The sequence below is a fragment of the Halomarina ordinaria genome, assembly GCF_030553305.1.
GTDB classification, from domain to species: Archaea; Halobacteriota; Halobacteria; order Halobacteriales; family Haloarculaceae; genus Halomarina; species Halomarina ordinaria.
Window position 1 is genome coordinate 1 of sequence record NZ_JARRAH010000001.1, and the last position, 21343, is coordinate 21343.

At 70.7% G+C, this 21343-nt stretch carries 19 protein-coding genes; 4 read left to right on the forward strand and 15 right to left on the reverse strand.

Translation table 11 applies throughout. The features are described from left to right. From P1Y20_RS00005 to truA, 3 genes are all read right to left on the reverse strand, one after another. Window positions 1-861: AAA family ATPase (locus P1Y20_RS00005; RefSeq protein ID WP_304446595.1), on the reverse strand; the 861-nt coding region annotated here is incomplete at its 3' end. 48 nt (window positions 862-909) lie between these two features. Then, entirely contained in the window at window positions 910-2700 is a 1791-nt protein-coding gene (gene pepF, locus P1Y20_RS00010; protein WP_304446596.1) for an oligoendopeptidase F, read from the reverse strand. A gap of 80 nt (window positions 2701-2780) precedes the next feature. Then, window positions 2781-3584, reverse strand: a complete 804-nt coding sequence (truA, locus tag P1Y20_RS00015; protein ID WP_304446597.1) for a tRNA pseudouridine(38-40) synthase TruA — start codon at window positions 3582-3584, stop codon at window positions 2781-2783. Between the two features lie 182 nt (window positions 3585-3766). Between truA and P1Y20_RS00020 the strand changes: the two genes are divergently transcribed. Further along, the gene (locus P1Y20_RS00020) at window positions 3767-5221 is read left to right on the forward strand and encodes a sulfatase (RefSeq protein ID WP_304446598.1); all 1455 of its coding nucleotides are present in this window, start codon (window positions 3767-3769) and stop codon (window positions 5219-5221) included. Here P1Y20_RS00020 and P1Y20_RS00025 read toward each other — a convergent pair. Together P1Y20_RS00025 and hisS are read right to left on the reverse strand one after the other, a co-directional pair. Continuing rightward, window positions 5218-6681, reverse strand: a complete 1464-nt coding sequence (locus P1Y20_RS00025) for a sulfatase family protein (RefSeq protein ID WP_304446599.1) — start codon at window positions 6679-6681, stop codon at window positions 5218-5220. The genes P1Y20_RS00020 and P1Y20_RS00025 overlap by 4 nt on opposite strands. A gap of 81 nt (window positions 6682-6762) precedes the next feature. Continuing rightward, window positions 6763-8067: a histidine--tRNA ligase gene (hisS, locus tag P1Y20_RS00030; RefSeq protein WP_304446600.1), complete on the reverse strand. Its 1305-nt coding sequence runs from the start codon at window positions 8065-8067 to the stop codon at window positions 6763-6765. 136 nt (window positions 8068-8203) lie between these two features. On the opposite strand from hisS, the gene P1Y20_RS00035 reads away from it, so the two are divergent. Then, window positions 8204-8761 (forward strand): type 1 glutamine amidotransferase domain-containing protein, encoded by a 558-nt coding sequence (locus P1Y20_RS00035; RefSeq protein WP_304446601.1) that lies wholly within the window; start codon window positions 8204-8206, stop codon window positions 8759-8761. A 78-nt stretch (window positions 8762-8839) separates the two neighbouring features. Here P1Y20_RS00035 and P1Y20_RS00040 read toward each other — a convergent pair whose 3' ends face one another. From P1Y20_RS00040 to P1Y20_RS00055, 4 genes are all read right to left on the reverse strand, one after another. Next, a complete protein-coding gene (locus tag P1Y20_RS00040) occupies window positions 8840-9190 on the reverse strand; it encodes a DNA-binding protein (RefSeq protein ID WP_304446602.1) in 351 nt (116 codons plus the stop codon). Between the two features lie 45 nt (window positions 9191-9235). Next, window positions 9236-9685: a 30S ribosomal protein S19e gene (locus tag P1Y20_RS00045; RefSeq protein ID WP_304446603.1), complete on the reverse strand. Its 450-nt coding sequence runs from the start codon at window positions 9683-9685 to the stop codon at window positions 9236-9238. A gap of 64 nt (window positions 9686-9749) precedes the next feature. Then, window positions 9750-10406 carry a LysE family translocator gene (locus tag P1Y20_RS00050; protein WP_304446604.1) on the reverse strand — a complete coding sequence of 219 codons (657 nt, stop codon included), beginning with the start codon at window positions 10404-10406 and terminating at the stop codon, window positions 9750-9752. A gap of 42 nt (window positions 10407-10448) precedes the next feature. Beyond that, complete coding sequence (locus tag P1Y20_RS00055; RefSeq protein ID WP_304446605.1) at window positions 10449-11471, reverse strand: flippase-like domain-containing protein; 1023 nt, start codon at window positions 11469-11471, stop codon at window positions 10449-10451. Window positions 11472-11547: 76 nt separating this feature from the next. Between P1Y20_RS00055 and thiL the strand changes: the two genes are divergently transcribed. Then, window positions 11548-12414 (forward strand): thiamine-phosphate kinase, encoded by an 867-nt coding sequence (gene thiL / locus P1Y20_RS00060; protein WP_304446606.1) that lies wholly within the window; start codon window positions 11548-11550, stop codon window positions 12412-12414. Here the strand turns inward: thiL and P1Y20_RS00065 are convergent. The 6 genes from P1Y20_RS00065 to pyrH all read right to left on the reverse strand — a co-directional run bounded on the left by P1Y20_RS00065 (window position 12411) and on the right by pyrH (window position 19355). Then, window positions 12411-13553, reverse strand: a complete 1143-nt coding sequence (locus tag P1Y20_RS00065; protein ID WP_304446607.1) for a site-2 protease family protein — start codon at window positions 13551-13553, stop codon at window positions 12411-12413. The genes thiL and P1Y20_RS00065 overlap by 4 nt on opposite strands. A 197-nt stretch (window positions 13554-13750) precedes the next feature. Further along, on the reverse strand, window positions 13751-14002 hold the full coding sequence (locus P1Y20_RS00070; protein ID WP_304446608.1) for a DUF7123 family protein: 252 nt from the start codon (window positions 14000-14002) through the stop codon (window positions 13751-13753). A gap of 273 nt (window positions 14003-14275) precedes the next feature. Further along, window positions 14276-15085, reverse strand: coding sequence for a molybdopterin synthase (locus tag P1Y20_RS00075; protein ID WP_304446609.1), 810 nt, complete (start codon window positions 15083-15085; stop codon window positions 14276-14278). Between the two features lie 46 nt (window positions 15086-15131). Further along, a complete protein-coding gene (locus P1Y20_RS00080) occupies window positions 15132-16907 on the reverse strand; it encodes a site-2 protease family protein (RefSeq protein ID WP_304446610.1) in 1776 nt (591 codons plus the stop codon). Window positions 16908-16962: 55 nt separating this feature from the next. Next, entirely contained in the window at window positions 16963-18639 is a 1677-nt protein-coding gene (lysS, locus tag P1Y20_RS00085) for a lysine--tRNA ligase (protein WP_304449446.1), read from the reverse strand. A 35-nt stretch (window positions 18640-18674) separates the two neighbouring features. Continuing rightward, the gene (pyrH, locus tag P1Y20_RS00090; RefSeq protein ID WP_304446611.1) at window positions 18675-19355 is read right to left on the reverse strand and encodes a UMP kinase; all 681 of its coding nucleotides are present in this window, start codon (window positions 19353-19355) and stop codon (window positions 18675-18677) included. Between the two features lie 101 nt (window positions 19356-19456). On the opposite strand from pyrH, the gene P1Y20_RS00095 reads away from it, so the two are divergent. Further along, window positions 19457-21202: a heme-binding protein gene (locus P1Y20_RS00095; RefSeq protein ID WP_304446612.1), complete on the forward strand. Its 1746-nt coding sequence runs from the start codon at window positions 19457-19459 to the stop codon at window positions 21200-21202. The last annotated feature ends 141 nt before the right edge of the window (window positions 21203-21343 follow it).

The following is a 21343-nucleotide window of genomic DNA, read 5'->3' on the forward strand; positions in this document are numbered from 1 at the left end:
GTCGTCGAAGCCGTCCATCTCGGCGAGCAGTTGCATCATGGTGCGCTGGACCTCGGCGTCGCCCGACGTCTTCGAGTCCGTCCGTTTCGAGGCGATGGCGTCGATCTCGTCGATGAAGATGACTGCCGGTTCGCGCTCGCTCGCCAACTGGAACAGGTCGCGGACGAGGCGCGACCCCTCGCCGATGAACTTCTGGACGAGTTCGGAGCCGGCCATCTTGATGAACGTCGCGTCGGTCTCGTTGGCGACGGCCTTCGCGAGCATCGTCTTGCCCGTCCCCGGTGGGCCGTGCAACAGGACGCCCGAGGGTGGGTCGATGCCGACGCTCTCGAACTGCGTGGGGTTGAGCAGCGGCTCCTCGACGGCCTCCCGCACCTCGAGTATCTGGTCGTCGAGGCCGCCGATGTCGTCGTAGACGACCTCGGGGTTGGCGGTGACCTCCATCGCCTGTGCGCGGGCGTCGGTCTCCTGTTCGAGGATGCGCTGGACGGTGAACGAGTCGTTGATGGCGACGCGGTCGCCCGCTTCGAGGTCGTCGCGCAGGCGCGGCGGGATGTCCGTGAGCACCTCCTGGTTGTTGCCGTGCTGTTTCAGGACGGCCTCGTCGCCCGATATCTCCTCGACGGTCGCGAGGTACTGGGCGGCGGCCTTCAGCGCCTCGTTCTCGCGCTGGAGTTCGTCGACGTCGCCTTCGAGGGCGTCGCGCCGGGAGTTCGCGTCTTCGAGCTGGTCTTCGAGCTGGTCGTTGACGGCTGCGAGACGGGTGAAGTGGTCCCGCAGCGCGTCGAGTCGCTCGGCGGGCGACATCTCCGGATCGAGTTCGAGTTGAGGGCGATCCGGCAACGAGGGGCTGCGTGACATAGGGGTATCGACCGTACGCATCTGAGCTAAAAGTGACTTTGGGTCGCGTCAGGTGAGGCGCGCGAACTCCTCGACGTACTCCGCGTAGGTGCCGAGCGCCGTCTCGATGGGCGCGCGCGTCGACATGTCGACGCCCGCCTCCCGCAGGAGGTCGAGGGGGTACTCGCGCGACCCCGACCGGAGGAAGCGCAGGTAGTCCTCGGCGGCCGGTTCGCCCTCCTCGAGGATGCGGTCGACGATGGCGACGGCGGCGCTGATGCCCGTGGCGTACTGGTAGACGTAGAACGCCCGGTAGAAGTGCGGGATGCGCATCCACTCCCGGGTGATGTGGTCGTCGACGTGCGCCGGCTCGTAGTAGGCGCGCTTCAGGTCGCCGTAGAGGTCGTCGAGGCGGTCGGGCGTGAGGGGTTCGTCGTCCTCGACCAGTTCGTGGGCCGTGTGTTCGAACTCCGCGAACATCGTCTGGCGCAGCAGCGTCGAGCGGAACCGCTCGAGGTACTCGTCGAGGAGGTGCTGGCGGAAGTGCTCGTCCTCGACGGTCTCGAGCAGGTGGTGGGTGAGCAGCGCCTCGTTGACCGTGCTCGCCACCTCCGCGACGAAAATCTCGTACCCGCTGTAGACGTAGGGCTGTTCGTCGCTCGTGAGGTCGGAGTGCAGCGAGTGGCCGAGTTCGTGCGCCAGCGTGAACATCGACGCCATGTCGTCCTGGTAGTTCATCAGGATGTACGGCTGGGAGTCGTAGGTCCCGCCGCTGTAGGCGCCCGAGCGCTTGCCCTCGTTCTCGTAGACGTCGACCCAGCGCGAGTCGAGCCCCGCCGCGAGGCGCTGCTGGTAGTCCTCGCCCAGCGGGGCGACGGCCGCCACGATGTGCTCTTTCGCCTCCTCGTAGGGTATCTCGGGGCTCTCACCCTCGGCGATGGGGGCGTAGAGGTCCCACATCTCCAGTTCCTCGACGTCCAGCGCCTCGCGCTTCAGTTCGGCGTGGTCGTGGAGCGTCCCGATGTTCTCGCGGACGGCGGTCACGAGCGTGTCGTACACCTCGACGGGGACGTTCGGGCCGTCGAGCGCCGCCGCGCGGGCGGTGTCGTAGTCGCGCGCACGGGCGAGCTTGACGTCGGCCTTCACGCTGTTCTTGAACGCCGCGCCGACGGCGTTGCGCACCGTCTCCCACTCCTCGTAGAACGACGCGTGGACCTCCTGGCGGAACTCGCGGTCCGGGTGCTTGAGGAGCTTCGTGACGTTGCTCTGGGTGATGCGGACCTCCTCGCCGTCCGGGTGCTCGACGGCCGGGAACTCCATGTCGGCGTTCGTCAGCATCGTGTACACCTCGCCGGCCGCCCCCGTCACCTCGCCCAGTTCCGCGAGCAGGTTCTCGACCTCCGCCGAGCGGGTGTGGGGTTTCATCCGGAGCACGTCGTCGAAGTAGTGGTCGTACTCCGCGAGGTCGGGTTCGGCCTCGACGTAGGCGTCGATGGTCTCTCGCGAGGCCGACTGCAGTTCGGGTTCGAGGTAGCTCGACGCGCTCTGGGCGCGCGAGACGAGCGACTGCGCCCGGGCGAACAGCGCCTGGTTCTCCTGGTCGCGCGTGTCCTCGTCCGAGCGCATCCGCGCGTAGGCGGCCACGTCCGAGACGACGCGCATCGTCTCCTCGTAGGTCACGAGGACGTCGCGGAGGGTCGTTGCGTCCTCGGTCGCGCGCCCCTCGTAGGCGGCGAGGTCGTCGATTCGTTCGTCGGCCTCCTCGAAGGCCGCCTCCCACTCCTCCTCGCTGGCGAAGATGTCGCTGAGGTCCCAGGTGTACTCCTCGGGGACCTCGCTCCGGTCGGGGACGGAACTCATGCGTGTGGGTTACCCCGTCTCACATTAAGACCCTCGCTCTCGTCGTCGCGCGCGGCCCGGCTCGTATCGCACCCCTCGCGCTATCGCATCCCCTCAGCGACGGTCCCCGCCACCCGTGCCCCCGTCAGGCGCTCGACGCGCCGGACCTCGAACACCTCGCTGGCGCGCCGGGCCGCCTCCGGGTCGACGGCGAACTCGACGCCGGGATACTCGACGCGCGTGAGGACGAGCGGTTCCGGCGGCGCGGGGGCGACGCCCGCGGGGTCCGACAGCGTCTCCGCTGAGAGGACGCGTTCGACGAACGCGGGGTCGCGCTCCCCTCGCGCGACGCGCCCGACGAGGCCGACCAGCCGCCGGACGAGCTGTCGGGGGAACCCCGGCGAACGGACGTCGAAGACGAGGTACGGCCCGTCGACGTCGACCTCGGCCTCGACGGTCCGGCGCGTCCGCCCCTCGTCGGGCGTGAGGTTGTGGAGGTCGTGGGTCCCCGAGAGGGTGGAGAGCGCGCGGCGCGCCCGCTCTGAGTCGGCGTCGGGCGCGTGGAGGTGGTAGGTGTAGCCCCGGGAGGTGGCGTCGTGACGGGCGTGGAACGCCCCCGTGACGTCCGCGCTCGCCCACGCCCGTACGGCCGCGGGGAGTTCGCTGTTCAGCGCACGCGGGGTGAGCCAGTCGGGGACCTCGCACGCGACGGTCTGTGCGAGCGCCGACACGCCGGCGTCCGTCCGGCCCGCGGCCGCGTACCCCGTCGGGCGGTGGTCCGCGGGGTCGTAGACGCCGAGGCGAGCGAGGGCCGCGAAGAGGTCCCCCTCGACGGTCCGGACGTCGGGCTGGCGCTGGAAGCCGGCGTAGTCGCTCCCGTCGTACGCGATGCGGAACGCGCGCATGGATGCCGTCGTCGTGCCGCGGTATTGAGCGCCTCGATGCCCACTCGTGCTTGCAGGTGCCGCCGCAAAGGCGAAGCGAGTGTAGCGTCAGTGCGATGATACACTATGGTCGCCATCGACGCGAGCGGACGCGGCCCGGGGGGTAGCGCGGTCGAACGCCATCGGAACGCGGGCGAGCGACGATGACCGGCGCTCGTCCGAACGTCGTCGTCACGGTACTCGACACCGTCCGGGCGCGCGACACCGTCCCGGCCGCCGAGTCGCCGATGCCGGAACTGGGGGCGCTCGCCGCCGAGGGCGCCGAGTTCACGAACGCGTTCGCGACGGCACCCTGGACGCTCCCCTCGCACGCCTCGCTGTTCACGGGGACGTACCCGTCACACCACGGCGCGCGCGGCGGCCACACCTACCTCGACGAGTCGCTCCCGACGCTCGCGGAGGGCTTCCGCGACGCCGGCTACGAGACGGTCGGCGTCTCGAACAACACGTGGGTGACCGCCGAGTTCGGCTTCGACCGCGGCTTCGAGACGTTCCGGAAGGGCTGGCAGTACGTCCAGTCGGACGTCGACCTCGGCGCCGTCGTCCGCGCCGAACACCCGCTGGCGAAGGTGCGCGCGCTCCGCGAGCGCCTGTTCGACGGCAACCCCGTCGTGAACGCGACGAACGTCCTCTTCGGCGAACTCGCCGACGACCAGGGCGCGGAACGGACCACCTCGTGGGTCGAGGCGTGGCTCCGGAACCGGGACCGGACGCGCCCGTTCCTCTGCTTTCTCAACTACATCGAACCCCACATCCAGTACCACCCGCCCCGCGAGTACGCGGAGGCGTTCCTGCCCGAGGACGCCAGCTACGAGGAGGCGGTCGCGCTCCGACAGGACCCCCGCGCGTTCGACGTCGGCGAGTACGACCTCACCGACCGCGAGTTCGACCTGCTCCACGCGCTCTACCGGGGGGAACTCGCCGCGCTCGACGCCCACCTCGGGCGGTTGCGCGAGGCGCTCCGCGCCGCCGGCGAGTGGGAGGACACCCTGCTGGTCGTCCTCGGCGACCACGGCGAGAACATCGGTGACCACGGCTTCCTCGGTCACCAGTACGACCTCCACGACACCCTGCTACACGTCCCGCTGGTCGTCTGTGGTCCGGGCTTCCGCGAGCGGCGCGAGGACCTCGTCCAGCCACTCGACCTCGTCCCGACGCTGCTCGACGCCGCCGGTATCGAGGCGCCCGAACTCCGCGAGCGCGCACAGGGGTACTCGCTCCACCCGGACGCCGACGCCCCGGCCCGCGACGCCGTCTTCGCCGAGTACCTCGGTCCGCAACCATCACCCGACTCGCTGGCCGAGCGCTTCGGCTCGATACCCGACCGGGTCCGCGCGTTCGACCGGACGCTCCGGGCGATTCGCACGGACGAGGAGAAGTACATCCGCGCCTCCGACGGAACGGAGTGGTACTACCGCGTCGCCGAGGACCCCGAGGAACGCGAGAACCTGGCGCGGGAGGCACCGCGACGGACGCGGGCGCTTGACGCCCGCCTCGACCGCTGGCTCGACTCCTTCGACCACGCCGACCCCGACGACGCGACCGTCTCGATGTCGGCGGGCACCCGCGAACGGCTCTCGGACCTCGGCTACCTCTAATCGCCGAACGTCTTCGGGACCCACCCCCGCAGCGGGTCGTCGACGCGCTCCATCCACTCGACGAGCCGTCCCTCCAGCGCCTCGCGGACCGCGCGGTAGTCTGGGTGTTGCGAGAGGTTCCGGAGTTCGGCCGGGTCGTCCTCCAGGTCGTACAGTTCGTTCCGGTCGGGGCCGTTGTAGACGAACTTGTAGCGCGCCGTGCGCACCATCCGCTGGGAGTAGAGGCCGAACTCGTCGCCGTGGTACTGCGCGTAGACGGAGTCGGGCCAGTCGTCGGGGGTCTCGCCGGCGAGCAGCGGCGCGAGGCTCCGGGCGTGGAGGCCCTCCGGTATCGGGGCGTCGCCCCACTCGAGGAACGTGGGCGCGAGGTCGTGCAGGCGGACGAACGACTCCACCCGCGTGCCCGGTTCGGTGACGCCCGGGTAACGCACCACCAGCGGGACCCGGTAGGTCTCCTCGTACATCAGCGGCCCCTTGTTGAACTGGCGGTGACTCCCCGTGAAGTCGCCGTGGTCGGAGGCGTGGACGACGGCCGTCGACTCGGTCATCCCGAGGTCCTCCAGCGCGTCGAGGATTCGACCGAGCTGCTCGTCGATGAACGTCATGAACCCGAAGTACTTCGCGACGGCCTCCGCCCACGTCTCCCAGTCGAACCCCTCGACGCCCCGGTAGTGGAGGTACCGTTCGTGGACGCGCGGCTTCCCGTCGAACGTCTCGGCGTAGGTCGCCCACCGTTCGACCTCCTCGGGGTCGTACATCGATGCGTACGGTTCGGGGACGACGTAGGGGTGGTGCGGCCCGAGGAAGTCCGTCCGGTGGAAGAAGGGTCCGGCGTCCGCGCCGCCGCCCCCTCTCGCCCCGTTCTCGACCCACCGCTCCAGCGCGTCGATGGTCCGCTCGGCGAGGAAGTAGGTGCGCGTCGCCTCGGGCGGGACGGTGGTGGTCGCGGCGACGAGCGTCGGGTTCTCGCCGTCGGTGTAGAGAGGGTCGACGAGGTCCTCCTCGTCCGGCGGGTCGACGTCGAGGTCGGCCCGGTAGCGCTCGAAGGCGTCGTCCAGGTCGTCGTGGTGGCGGTCGCTCCCTCCGAGGTACTCGAAGCCGAACCCCTCCGGGCCGCGGGGCTGGTCGACGTGCCACTTGCCGGCGTAGGTGAGGTCGTAGCCCTCGTCTCGCAGGCGTTCGCCGAACGTCGGGAGGTCCGGGGGGAGCGACGAGCGGATGGCGTCCGCCTCGTGGCTGTTGTTCAGCATCCCGTGCGCGTGCGGATAGAGACCCGTCAGCAGCGACGCCCGCGCGCTCGTACAGATGCTGGTGGGCGTGTACGCGCGGTCGAACCACGTCCCCTCGCTCCGGAGGCGGTCGACGGCCGGCGTCGCCACGGACAGGCCGTCCGGTTCGACCAGGTCGGCGCGCTCCTGGTCGGTCAACAGCAACAGCACGTTCGGCCTCCCAGTTGGCATCGCAGAGTAACGGACCGGCGCGGAGGTAGGTCTGTCGGCCGACCGACACTCGTGGACGGTCGTCGCCCGCCCCCGACGGGTTCAGACGTAGTCGTCGTACGTCGGGCGCTGGCGCTCGCCGGGGAACGCCTCCAGCGGGACGGCCGTCTGGTCGCCGCTCGCCATCTCCTTGACCGTCACCTCGCCGTTCTCCAGGTCGCGTTCGCCGACGATGACGACCGTCTCGGCGTTGATGGAGTCGGCGTAGCCCATCTGCGCGCCGAAGCTCCGCCCGGCGACGTCCGTCTCCACGACGTGTCCCCGCGCGCGCAGGTCGCGCGCGACACCGGCGGCCACCTCGCGGGTGTCACCCACCGAGAGGACGTAGTAGTCCGTCGAGACGGCCTCCTCGGGCCAGACGCCGGCGCGCTGGAGCAGGAGCGGGAGCGTCGAGTTCATCACGCCGACGGCGAAGCCGACCGCCGGGGTGGGCTGGCCGCCGAAGCTCTCGATGAGGTCGTCGTAGCGCCCGCCGCCGAAGACCGCGCGCCCGACCTCGCCGGTCGAGTCGAAGCACTCGAAGACGACGCCCGTGTAGTAGTCGAGACCGCGGGCGGTGTCGAGCGACAGCGTGCAGTACTCGCGCGCGCCGAAGTCCTCGGTCGCGGCGAGCACCGCCCGGAGGTTCTCGACGGCCGCCGCCACCTCGTCGGTGCCGGCGAAGTCGACGACGGCGTCGAGGTCGCCCTCGGCCAGCAGGTCGGCGAACGCCTCCGCGCTCGCCAGGTCGAGGCCGGCGTCGACGAGCAGGTTGTGGTACTCGACGCGTTCGAGTTTCTCGCTCTTGTCGACCGCCCGGATGGCGGCCGCCACGTCGACGTCGGCGTCCATCGAACGCAGCACGCCGCCGAGGATGTCGCGGTGCGAGACGCGGAACTCGAAGTCGTCGCCGTCGAGGCCGAGGCCGGTGAGCGCGTCGGCCGCCACGGCGAGTATCTCGGCGTCGGATTCGGGTGCCGACGAGCCGAAGATGTCGACGTTCGTCTGGTAGAACTCCCGGAAGCGCCCCTGCTGGGGCTCCTCGTAGCGCCAGAACGGCCGCGTCGAGTACCACTTGATGGGCTTCGACAGTTCCTGCTGTTTCTCGACGACCATGCGGGCGACCGTCGGCGTCAGTTCGGGCGTGAGCGACACCTCGCGCCCGCCGTGGTCGGTGAAGGAGTAGAGTTCCTCGACGATCTCCTCGCCGCTCTTGTCGACGTAGAGCTGGGTGCGTTCGATGGCCGGCGTGGCTATCTCCCGGAACCCGTAGCGCCCCACCGTCGACTCGACCTCGTCTCTGACCGCCCGGTGGGCGGCCATCGCGCCGGGGTAGAAGTCACGGAACCCCTTGATGCGCTCGTACATACGCGAGAATCGCAAAGCGGACACTTCAACGACGCGGTCGCACGTCACCGCGTGCCACGACGACACAGGCCGCCACCGGTCGGACTCGCGAGCGCAGGCCCGGTCTTGATTCGTCCTCGACCCCTCCCTGAACTCGATGACCGACCAACCGCTCGCCGAGAAGCGTATCGCCGTCCTCCTCGCCCCGAGAGGGACCGAGGAGGTCGAGTTCACCGACCCGAAGGCGGCCGTCGAGGACGCCGGCGCCAGCGTCGACGTCGTCGGGGCCGAGACCGGCGAGGTCGAGACCGTCACCAACGACCTCGAACCGGGCGAGACGTTCGCGGTCGAGACGACGTTCGCCGAGGTCTCGCCCGGGGACTACGACGGCCTCGTCGTCCCCGGTGGCGCCGTGGGGGCGGACGAACTGCGGGCCGACGAGGACGCCGTGGACCTGGTGCGCGGATTCGTCGAGGCGGGCGTCCCGGTGGGCGTCATCTGTCACGGCCCGTGGGTGCTGGTCGAGGCGGACGCGGTCGCGGGTCGGACGCTGACCTCGTACCACAGCATCCGGACCGACGTGCGCAACGCGGGCGGCGAGTGGGTCGACGAGACGGTCGTCACCGACGACGGCCTGGTGACGAGTCGCAACCCCGACGACCTGCCCGCCTTCTGCGACGCCGTCGTCGAGGCGTTCGCCGGCGAGAGAACGTAACGCGACGGCTCGGTCCGTCCGAGTGCCGTCACTGGTCGGTTTCGGGAGACGCCGTCTCGGAAGGGCCGGCGACGGGCGTTATCGCCGCCGGATGTTGAAGCTCTTCGAGTCGGGCGTCAGTTCCTGGAGGAGCTGTTTCATCTGCTCCTCGTCTATCTGGCCCTGCACGCGGCCGCTCTGGGCGAGCGCGACGAGTTGCTGTTCGATCTGCTCGCCCTGGTCGGGCTTTGACATCTTCACCGTGTTGAGGCGCTTTCGCGCGCCGTCGGTGAGGTGCTGTCGGAGGATGGCCTTGCGCTGTGCCTCGGCCTGTTCCTGCTGGGCCTGCATCGCCTCCTCGTCGACCTCGCCACCGCCGCCCTGCTGCTGTTCGCGGAGCTGTTCCATCTTCTTGCGTCGGAGTTCCTCGATGTCGTCTTCCTCAGGCATGGCTGGGTGTTGGTGAGTATGACACAAAACCGTGACGCCGTCGAGTTACGCGTAGCGTTCGAGTTCCGGACGGTCCAGATCCGACAGGACGTCGCTCGCCGTCGAGTCGAGCAGCGCGCGGCCCTCGCCGCTGACGCGGCGCCCTTCGCCGTCCGCGGTCTCGATGTACCCCGCCTCCTCCAGTTGCTGGAGGATGGTGCGGATGACCTTCCCGCTGGCGTCGGTCTTGCGGTCGGGCCGGACGCGGTAGCGCGTCGAGCCCTGCTTGGCGCCGCCGTAGTGGCGCTGCAGGCTGCCGATGCCGACGGGGCCGTCGATGGCGACGCGTCGCAGCAGGCTCGCCGCGCGCACGTTCCAGAAGTCCTCCTGTTCGGGGGGCAGTTCGCGCGAGACGCCCGTCTTCGCGATGGCGGCCCACTCCGGTTCCTCGAGGTCGAGTTCCTCGGCGACGGCCTGGATGAGCGCGTCGGCCGGGACGTCGTAGAACGTCGTCATTAGGTGTATCCTCCGGCGCGCGCCGTTTAAACACATCGATGACTCACGAATCGGTGCGGCGCGGTCACACGAGCCACCCCTCCACACCGAGCCAGCACCCGAGCGCCAGGAGGACCCATCCGCTCGCCACCCGGAGGCGATTCGCGTTGGCCGAGAGGAGCGTCCGGACCCGTCCCGAGAGGAGTGCCACGGCGCTCAGGTAACAGAGCGTCAGGGCGGCGTAGACGACGCCGAGCGCCAGCAGCGACGCCCGGACGGCCTCCCCGACCACGAACTGCGGGAGGAACGCGAGGAAGAACAGCGCCACCTTCGGGTTGAGGACGTTCACCAGCACGCCCCGCCGGTAGGCGGAGGCGGCGGGTGGGTCGTCGGTACTCGCCGTGGTGGGCCCTGTCTCGCCCGTCACCGCCGCCTCGAACTCCCCGCCGGCATCGTCGAGGAGCGTCCGGACGCCGAGGTAACAGATGTACGCCGCGCCGACGCCCTTCACGAGCGCGTAGACGGTCGGGGACTCCCGGACGAGGACCGCGAGGCCGAGAGCGGCGAGGGTGGCGTGGACGAGGACGCCCGTGCTCACGCCGGCGGCGGAGCGCACGCCCGCCGCTCGCCCGCGGCCGACGCCCTGCGAGAGGACGAAGACCGTGTCGGGCCCGGGTGTGAGGATGAGCGCGACGGCCGCCGGGAGGAACAGCGCGAACGAGTCGAGGGCGGCGTCGAACATGCGCGAGTGTGGACAGGGCGCTCGGTCGCTTACGACCTCCGGTCACTCCAGCCCGTTCACGCCCCACGTCGCCGTGGCGACGCCGCCGGCGGCCGTCGGGAGCCAGTAGGTCGCGACGCGGTGGACGAGGACGGCCCCGCCGGCGACGACGGGCGTCGCACCGGTGGCGACCAGCAGGGTGATGAGGACCGTCTCGACGCCCCCGAGGCCGCCGGGCAGGGGGGTGACGCTCGCGACGCCCGCGATGGGGATGACGAGCAGCGTCGCCGCGAACGAGACGGGCGCGTCGGGCGCGAGGGCGTACACCGAGAGCCACAGCGAGGCGGCGAGCGCCAGCCACCCGACGGTCGAGCAGCCGAGCGCGACGACGAGCCGGTTCCGGTCCAGCGCGACGCGCTCGACGGCGACGAAGAACCCCCCGATTCGGGCGGTGACCGCCTCGCGCGGCGGCGGCTCCCGCCGGGGGAGGAGGCGGGCGACGCCGCCGGCGAGCGCGGTCAGGACGTCGGCGAGGCGGCTCTCGACCGTCTCGCGGTACCGCCAGCCGACGACCAGCGCGGTGACGAGCAGGCCGGCGACGACGACGAGCGAGAGCGCGGCGACGCGCAGTCGCCGGCCGAGCGCCGTCGTCGCGGCGAAGTAGCCGATGCCGACGGCCGCGAGCGAGAGCGAGGGGACGAAGTTGAGCGCGTCGGCGCTCGCGATGGCCGCCAGCCCGGACTCGTACCGGTCGTCGGTGACGTCGGCGATGAGGTAGGCGGTGATGGGTTCCCCGCCGGCCTGTCCGAAGGGCGTGACGTTGTTGGCGAACGTCGCCGCGAGGAAGACGAGGACGGCCGTCGTGGCCCGGACGGGCGTGCCGATGACGCCGAGGATGACGTACAGCGACAGCCCCCACGCCACCACCCAGGCCGCGGCGACGAACGGGAGCGCCGCGAGGACCACCGGGTCCGCCTGCCGAATCGTGTCGAGGACCGGCCCGATGCCGACGAAGCCGAACACCACGAGGAGGACCGCCAGCGCCGCGAGAAACCCGAGCAACGTGGCGCGCCGGTCGATGTCCATACCTCCCCAGTGCACGAACGGTTATTCAAGCCACCGAACCACAACGGGTTTTCGCGCGCCGGGCGGTAGCCGGCACATGGACGAACGCGCCGCCCTCGCGCTCATCGACGAGACGCTCCCGGCTGCCGGTGACGACGCCGCGGTCGTCGACTCGCTCGTCGTCACGACGGACATGCTCCACGAGACGACGGACTTCCCCGGGGGGACGACGCGCTACACCGCCGGCTGGCGCGCCGTCGGCGCCTCCCTCTCGGACGTGGCGGCGATGGGCGCGCGCGCGACGGCGGCCGTCGCGGTCTACGCCGCCCCCGAGTTCGACCCCGACGACCTCGCCGCGTTCCTCCGGGGCGCGCGAGACGTCTGCGCCGACGTGGGCGCGGAGTACGTCGGCGGCGACCTCGACGGCCACGAGGAGTTCACCGTGGCCACCACCGCCATCGGGGAGACGGACGCCCCGGTCCGCCGGTCGGGCGCCACCCCCGGCGAGGCGCTCTGCGTGACGGGGACGCTCGGTCGGAGCGCGGCCGCCGTCCGGCTCTTCCCCGACGCGCCCGACCGCGCGAACGACCTCTTTCGGTTCTCGCCGCGGGTCGACGCCGGCCTCGCCGTCGCCCCCCACGCCGGCGCGATGATGGACTCGAGCGACGGCCTCGCGCGCTCGCTCCACCAGCTAGCGGAGGCGAGCGACTGCGGCTTCCGGGTCGACGGCGACGCCCTCCCCGTCGACGACGCGGTGCGCGAGGTCGCCGCGGACGGGGACCCGACGGACCTCGCGGTCACCTTCGGCGAGGACTTCGAACTCGTGTTCACGACCGACGACCCCGGGGCGGTCGCGGCCGCCACGTCGACGCCCGTGTCCGTGGTGGGCGACGTCGTGGAACGGGACGAGGGCGTCTCGCTCGACGGCGAGGCGCTCCCCGACCGCGGCTTCACCCACAACTAGACGAGCTGGAAGGGGACCGGCGTGAAACAGAGCAGGCCGAGGACGAACGTGAGCGCGCCGACGGCCACCCGCTTGCGGTCGAGTGGGTCCTCGTGGACCGGGCGGGCGGGGCCGGCGTAGGCGAGTCCGACCGCGATGAACCCCCAGAAGAACCACAGCAGGATGGACTCGACGGCCTCCCCGCGGACGAACAGGAGGTAGGCGCCGAGGGCGAACAGGCCGGCGGGGACGAGCGCCGCGACCGTCTCCTGGCGCTCGCCGAGCATCGCCCGCACGAGGTGCCCGCCGTCGAGTTGTCCCACCGGCAGGAGGTTGAGGAAGGTGACGAACATGCCCACCCACCCGCCGACGACGACGGGATTGACGCGCAGTCCCCCGGCGTAGCGCAGCGGCTGGCCGGTGGCCGCCGCGATGAGCTGGATGAGCGGCGGATAGTTCAGCGACGCTATCTGGAAGATGGGACCGGTGGTGACCGGCTCCAGCCGGAGGCCGACGGCGGTGACGACGACGGCCGCGACCAGCCCCGCCAGCGGCCCGGCGACTCCGATGTCGAACAGGGCGCGCCGGTCGGGGATGCGCCCGTCCATCTTGATGACGGCACCCATCGTCCCGAAGACGGTCGGGATGGGGATGAAGTAGGGGAGGCTGGCGTCGACGCGGTGGTACCGGCTCATGGCGTAGTGACCGAGTTCGTGGACGCCGAGGACGCCGAGGACGGCGGCGGCGAACGGCCAGGCGCGGAACAGGCTCGCCGGGTCTGCGAGTCCCCACTCGTAGCCGTACCACTCCAGCCCGGCGAACAGCGTGGTACAGACGGTGAGGAGCGCGAACAGGAGGTTGAACCACGGTACCCCGTCGATGCCGACGGAGTGCGGTTCGGCGACGAGTGCCGTCCGGTGGTCGGCGACGGCCACGCCGGTTATCGGGTCGTCCTCGCCGTCGTCGACGGTCGCCAGCCGGACCTCGTACCCGGCGTCGCGGAACAGGGGCCAGACGTGTCGTTCGAGGGCCTCCGGTGGGGCGGTGGGTTCGCCGAAGTAGAGCAGCGTCCCGTTCTCGCGTCGGGTCTCGGAGACGCGAAACACGGGGCGGAGCCGTTCGGCGGGGGGGCCCGCCGCAGGCTCGTCGACGTCGGCCATTGCCGGAACGTAGGGAGGAGGAGGTATAAACACCGTGTTAGGGTGGGTCGGTCGCGTCCGACGCGGGGGGGTCGGTTCGTCCGGGACGCCGGGTCGGTCGGGGACCTGTCGACGTGTGCCTGTCGTGCGACGGTACGTCGCTGGGTGTGTGCTCGTGCTGCGGGGCGTTCGCGTGCGTGTGTGGTATCGCCGTCCGTTCAGGCGAGGGCGACGCGCCACGTCGTCGCGCTCGTGTACGACCACTTCTCGATCTCGAGGTCCGAGGGGGCGTCGCGGAGCTTGACCATCAGGGCGCCGATCTCCTTGGGCGAGAGGTCGACGTCGTCGCTGATGAACTTGCCCTTGAAGTAGATCTCTCCGTCCTCGACGCGGTCGCGCAGGTAGTTACGGAGGCGTTCTTCTTTGGTATCGACGGTCGGTTGGTCGGCGGCGGGTGCAGTTGCGCTCATGTGCTTGACCTCAACCGCCGCTTTCGGTCAGGGGGTAATATACGGGGGCGAATTTTCGTTTCGATTCACGTTTACAGTGTGCAAAAAAGACTGAAAGGTGAGCTTACACGATACGCACAGAATCCTTTAGAACTTTTATCGAGCACGCTAACGTTTCTTTTTGGTGTAATTCTCACAGTTTCTTATAAGATGCGTGGTGGTCATATATGTATATACTTTCTGATTATTCCACCCTCGTCCGGCCGGTCGCGTCCCTCACGCCGCGACGGCGCGTCACTGGCGCTCGTGGACCCAGAACTCCTCGTCGACCGTCACCTCGCGCTTGAAGATGGGGACTTCGGCCTTCAGGCGGTCGATTCCGTCCTCGACCGTCCGGAACGCCTCGCCCCGGTGGCCGGCGAGGACGACCACGAAGACGATGTCCTCGCCGTCGGGGATGACGCCCGTCCGGTGGTGCATGCGCACCTCGAAGACACCCTCGCGTTCCTCCAGTTCCCGGGAGATAGCCTCCATCCGCCCCTCGGCGACCTCCTCGTACGTCTCGAACTCCAGCAGTTCGGTCCGCGGGTCGTCGTCCCCGTCCTTCGCGCGTACCCGCCCGGTGAACGTGGCGATGGCGCCCGACCGGTCGGCGTGCGGCGACCGCTTCACCCGCGCGACGAGCGACCCGAGCGTCTCGTGGGGTTCGGTCCCCTCGATGGCGGCGACGAGTGCGTCGAGGTCCGCGTCGGCCGCGCGCTCGACGCGCGCGAGCGGGTCGTCTGCGTCGCCTTCGCCCGCGACGACGGTCGGGAGGCCGGTCCCCTCGACGCCGTCGACGACGCAGTACGTCGCGGACGGTGCGAGGTCGTCGAGCGTCTCGCCCAGCGTCCGGGCGCCGGAACGGGTGGTCGTCCCCTCCGGCCCGAGGCCGACGACGGTCCCCGCGCCCGCCGCGCGGAGGTCGTCGCCCGCCTCGAACCCGGGGTCGGGGTCGGTCGGGAGCGACGAGACGGTGGCGACGCGCCCGGAGCGCGCGAGTCGCGAGACGAGCCGTTCGGTGAGCACCGTCGACTCCGCGCCGACGACGGCGACCGTGTACATACTTCGTTCACGTGCCCGCGGAGGCTTTACGGTTACCCCCGCGGCCTCAGCCGAACAGCTGTGGGCCGAACACCATGAGGAAGACGCCGGCGAGCATCGTGACGCTCACCACCGTCGTGACGGCGCTCGTGAGGCGACGACGGCCGCCCGCCGGCAGCGGCACGCGCGAGGTGATGGCCTCGGTGCTCGTCCGGAGGATGTGCCCGCCGTCGAGCGGGAACGCCGGGATGCAGTTGAAGAAGCCCAGGTTGAGGTTTATCCACGCGGTCCAGAACAGCGCGTTCGCCAGCAGGAACACCCCGCCACCGAGGCTCGCGAGGGGCCCCTGGACGACGTAGAAGTTGGTGATGGGCTCGACGAACCCGGCGAAGTTGTACGTCAGCCCCGGGGCGCCGGCCGCGCCGGCCAGCGGCAGGAACAGGGCGAACGCGACGCGCTGGAGGAACGACTGGACGCTCAGGTCCGTCTGGGTGAGCGCAGAGAGGTACTGTCCCGCCGGGTAGGCGTCCACGCCCAGGTCGTCGACCGCGAGGCCGCCGTATCCCTGCTGGAGGACGACGCCGAGGACGCCACCCTCGGTGTCGGTCGAGGACCCGAGGGTCACGTCGACGGTGCGGCTCTCGCCGTCGACGAACACCTCGACGGCGACGGTGTCGCCGGGGCTGGTCTCCTGGCGGAGCGCGTCGAGTTCGTCGTAGCTCAGGACGCGCTCGCCCGCGAAGCGCGTGATGACGACCTGGTCTGCGTCCGTTGGGACGCCCGCCTCGGCGAGGCCGCCGTCGGGGTCGACCGTCGCGACGTAGGCGCCGCCGACCATCTCGAAGTCGCCGCCGGTCGTCTCGACGCCGACGGGACCGTCCGCGCGGAGCGCCTCCGTGAACTCGCCCTCGGTCGCGACCTCCTGGCCGCCGACGGCCGTCACTCGTGGCGGTCCCTCGCTCGTGTCGAGGTCTCCGACCACGCTCGGCGTCGTCCGTGTCAGGATGAGTTCGCGCTCGACGGTCGCCCGCTCCTCGCCGTCGACCGTCACCTCCACGGAGCGGTCGGCGTCGGCGAGCGCCGCGTCCAGGGCCGCCTCGTCTCCGACCCGCTGGCCGTCGACGGCGGTGATGCGGTCGCCGCGTTCGAGACCCGCGCTCGCGGCCGGGCCGTCCGCGACGACGTCGCCGACGGCGACGCCCGGCGCGACGGCGATGGACCCCGCCACGGGGCCGAACAGGAGCGCGAACGCGAGCACCGTCACCGCGAAGTTGTTCGTCACGCCCGCGGCGAACATGCGCGTCTGGGCGCCGCGGTCGGCGCGGTTCCGCGACTCCTCGTCCGGTTCGACGAACGCCCCGACGGGGACGAACGCGAACAGCGCGAGGCCCATCGACTCGATGTCGATGTCGCCCACCCGACAGAACAGGCCGTGACCGCCCTCGTGGACCACGAGGCCGACGAGCAGGCCGAGGATGATTTCGGGTGCCACGGAGAGGGGGAGGAACTCGTTGACACCGGGGATGACGAGGACGTTCTGCGGTTCGGAGACGGGACTCGGTTGCGGGTTCGTCATCGCGCTGAAGCCGGCGAAGAGGACGAGGAAGAACGACCCGAACATGATGACGAGGGCGATGCCGATGCCGAAGTTCCCCCACGCGCGCCAGAGGCGCTTGGGGCGCGCCAGTCGGTCGAGGAACACCTTCCCGCGCTGGGTGTGTATCGTCGTTATCGGCCCGGAGATACGGACGGCGTCGGGCAACAGACCGCGTGCGCGAAGCGCCATCGCGAGAACCGTGTAGAGGACCACCCCGGCGACCACCAGGGTCAGCGTACTGACCATCGAGCGGAGAGAGGGTCGTTCCGATTAAGAGGGTTTGGTTCGCCTCGCTCCCCGTCTACGCCTCGCGTCGGAGGCGACGCAGGACGAACTCGCGTTCGAGCGCGGCGAGGAACGGCCCCAGCCGCGGCCCCTGTTCCTCGTCGAGGAACAGCCGGTAGCCGAGCGAGAAGAACTCCCCGACGGGGACGTCGTTCTCCCGGGCCGCCTCGTAGATGGCCGACTGGACCGCCTCGTCGTCCGTCGCCCCGGCCTCGATGTCGTCGGCCAGTCGCCGGAGGGCGGCCGCCTCCGCCTCGCTCACCTCGACGTCGGGCAGGTCCTCGGCGAGGCGGTAGTTGTACTCGTTGTCGGTGCGCTCGGCCCACGTCCGGGCGCACTCGACGCGCGCGAGCGCCGTCTCGACGGCCCACCCCGGGGTACCGTCGGGAACGTGCCCGGCCCGGCGGGCCATCGCCTCGCGCAGGTCGACGTCGTCGGTCATCCCGAGGACGGCCGCGAAGGTGTACGGCAGGCGCACGCGCGCCGTCCCCGCCTCCCCGTCGACCGCCTCGTCGACGACCATCGGGTAGGCGCGCTCGGCGACCGCGCGCGTCCGCTCGGCGTCCTCGACCTCGCCGTAGTAGGCGGCCTCGAAGCGGTCGAACTCGTCGACGAGCTGGTCGAGCGTCCGGACGTCGAAGTCGCGCGCGCGCTTCGGCGGCTTCGTGAAGAAGTACCGGAACACCTCGACTTCGAGCATCGACAGCACCTCGTCGACGGTGATGACGTTCCCCTTCGAGGAGGAGAGCGCGTCGCCGTTGTAGGTGAACCACTCGTAGACCATCGGCACGGGCGGCTCAACGTCGAACACCTCGCGGGCGATGCGCTCGCCGCTCGGCCAGGAGCCCTCCGCGTGGTCCTTGCCGAACGGTTCGAAGTCGACGCCGAGGACCTTCCACTGGGCGGGCCACTCGAAGCGCCAGGGGAGCTTCCCCTCGCGGAACGTCGCCGTCCCCTCGTGACCGCAGCCCTCGATGGTGCGCCCGCCGGCTTCCATGTCCGTACAGACGTAGTCGACGGTGCCGGCGTCGAGGTCGACGGCCGTCACCGTCTCGGTGAGCTTTCCGCAGTCCTCGCAGACGGGGTTGAACGGGACGTACGTCTCGTCGACCTTGTCCTGGTAGTCGGCGAGCACCTCGCGCGCGCGTTCGCGCTTCGAGAGCACCTCGCGGGTGACGGCCTCGAACTCGCCGGCCTCGTAGTACGCCGTGTTCGAGACGACGTCGATGGGGACGCCCATCGCCTCGGCCATCCGCTCCAGGAGGCGGGTCTGGTGGGCGCCGAAGGAGTCACAGCAGCCGAAGGGGTCGGAGATGGCCGTCAGGGGCTTGCCGAGGTTCCGCCCCAGCGCGCCGGGGTTCTCGGTGTCGCCGAGCGAGACGACCTCCCAGTCGAGCGTCGCGAGCGTCCGGGGGACCGCGCGGAGGGGGTCGCGGTCGTCGGCGGTGAACACCTGTCTCACCTCGTACCCGCGGTCGCGCAGCGCCTCCGCGACGAAGTAGCCGCGCATCACCTCGTTGAGGTGGCCGATGTGGGGGACGCCGGAGGGGGAGACGCCGCCCTTCACGACGACCGGCTCCTCGGGGTCGCGGGCCTCGACTTCGTCGGCGACGGCGTCGGCCCAGAACGCGCGGTGGACGTCGCCGCGCTCCTCCTCGCGCGCGTCGTAGCCGCTCGCGAGGGCGTCGTCGATGGTGTCGGTGGTCCCCTCCTCTTCGGGCCCGGAGCTCACGGCACGACCTCCGTCCCGTCGTGTTCGCCCGTGTCGATGGCGCGACGGACGGCCTCGGGGTCGTCGCCGTCGAGGACGACCGTCCGGGTGCCCGAGCGCTGGATGATCTTCGCCGCGAGCAGGTCGACGGGGGCGTTGCTCCCCGCGCTCATGTCTATCTCCGCGATGATGTCGACGAGGTCGTCGGTCGATATCTCCTCGTAGCGCGAGGCGTCGGGGTTCTCGTCGGGGTCGGCGCTGTAGACGCCGGGGACGCTCGTCGCGTAGACGAGGCGGTCGGCGCCGACCGTCTCCGCGAGCGCGGCGGCCACCGCGTCCGTCGTCTGGCCGGGGACCATCCCGCCCATCACGGGGACGTCGCCACGCGAGATGACGGCGGCGGCCTCCTCGTAGTCCTCGGGGGGCGTCGGCGCGGCCTGCCCCTCCATCGCCGCGACGAGCAGTCGGGCGTTCAGCCGGGTGACGCCGATGCCGAGCTGGTCGAGCGCCATCTCGTTCGCGCCGAGGACGCGCCCCGCGCGGATGTAGTCGCGCGCGACGCGCCCGCCGCCGACGACGAGGCCGAGTTCGTGGCCGGCCCCGAGGAGCGATTCGACCACCTCGGCGTAGGCTGCGACCCGTTCTCCGTCGAGCTCCGGCACGAGGACGCTCCCCCCGATAGAAACGACTGCTCTCATTGCCCCTGCGTAACCCGGTGGCCCGCTTAAGAATTGTCAAGCGCGGACGCCGCGGACGGGAACTCCAAACGCCCTTATCCGGTCGCTCCCAACCGACACCCATGCCGAGACCCCCCCAGACGGACGAGGGCTGGTACGCCCTCCACGACTTCCGGAGCGTAGACTGGGACGCGTGGCGGGCCGCGAGCGACGACGAGCGCGAACGGGCCGTCGAGGAGGGCGTCGCCTACCTCGAAACCCACGAGGCGCTCGACGACGTCGACGGCGAGGAGGGCGCCACCGCCGTCTTCTCGGTCCTCGGGCACAAGGCGGACCTGCTCGTCTTCCACCTGCGGCCGACGACGGCGGCCCTCGACACCGCCGAACGCCGCTTCGAGGGCACCGCACTCGCCCGGTTCACCGACCGCGCCTCGTCGTACGTCTCCGTGACGGAGGCCTCCGGGTACTCCGAGTCCGGCCGGGCGTACTTCGAGGAGGGGCCGGAGGCGGTCGACGCCGGCCTCCGCCGCTACATCGAGTCGCGCATCCGCCCGTCCATCCCCGACGCCGAACACGTCTGTTTCTACCCGATGGACAAGCGCCGCGAGGAACCGCACAACTGGTACGACCTCCCGTTCGACGAGCGCGCCGACCTCATGAGCGCGCACGGCGACATCGGGCGCGGCTACGCGGGAAAGGTCTCCCAGATAATCACCGGGAGCCTCGGGTTCGACGACCACGAGTGGGGCGTCACCCTCTTCGCCGACGACCCCACGGAGATAAAACACCTCCTCTACGAGATGCGCTTCGACCCCTCCTCCTCGCGCTACGCCGAGTTCGGCCCCTTCTACTTCGGCCGGCGCATTCCACCGGCGGACCTCGGTGCCCTGCTCGCCGGCGCCCCCGTCCCGACGGGCGAGCACGCCATCGGGGCCCCCGACGACACCCTCGACGCCGACGTCGACGCCCTCGGCGCGGACGTCCCCGACGGCTCGCACGTCGCGCTCGTGCGCTCCGAAGCGGAGCACCGGGAGGTCGATTCGGCCGTCGCCGACCTGCGCGAGAGCTTCGACCACTACGACAGCCACCGCGGGACGACCGTCCACGAGGCCGACGGCGAGACGGCCGTCGTCAGCGCGTGGGAGACCGAACGCGCCGTCGACACCGCCGCGGGCTTTCTGGAGGACCTCCCCGGTGTGACCGGCCTGACGGTCGGCGTCGTCGGCGGTGAGGCCGGTGACGACGGCGCGGACGAGCGTGCGGTCGACACCGACGCCGACGCGGTCGACGACATCCGTGGCGAACTCGCGGACCTCGACATCTACGCCGGCAAGCCCCACGGCGAGGACGTCTACGCGCTCGTGCTCTACTCCGACGCCGACGAGGCGACGTTCGTCCCCGAGGTGGACTCGCTGGCCGACGGCTTCGACCGCTACGATACGCACGTCAAGACGGCGGTGTACGCGGCCCGCGAGCGCGAGCGCCTCGCCGTCGTCAGCATCTGGGAGACCCAGAGCGCGGCCGACACCGCGAGCGGGTACCTCGCCGACCTCCCCGGCATCGTCGCCCGGGCGGGTGAGGAGTCCGGCTTCGGGACGATGGGGATGTTCTACACGACGAAACCGGAGTACCGCGAGGAGTTCGTCGAGCGCTTCGACGCCGTCGGCGACCTGCTCGCCGACATGGAGGGACACGTCGAGACGGACCTGATGGTGAACGTCGAGGCGGCGACCGACATGTTCATCGCGAGCCAGTGGCGCGCCCGCGAGGACGCCATGGCCTTCTTCCGGTCGGACGCCTTCCGCGACACCGTCCAGTGGGGCCGCGACGTGCTGGCCGACCGCCCGCGACACGTCTTCCTCGCCTGACGACTCCGGGTTCACGTACGAGGACGCGCCCACCGACCCCATGCGTTGACGAGTCGCCGTCGACGGTGTCGCGGGTGCGTGACACACCCGTCGACGGGGGGTAGTGTCACCTGTTCGCACGCTCGTGAGCGGCGCGCAACC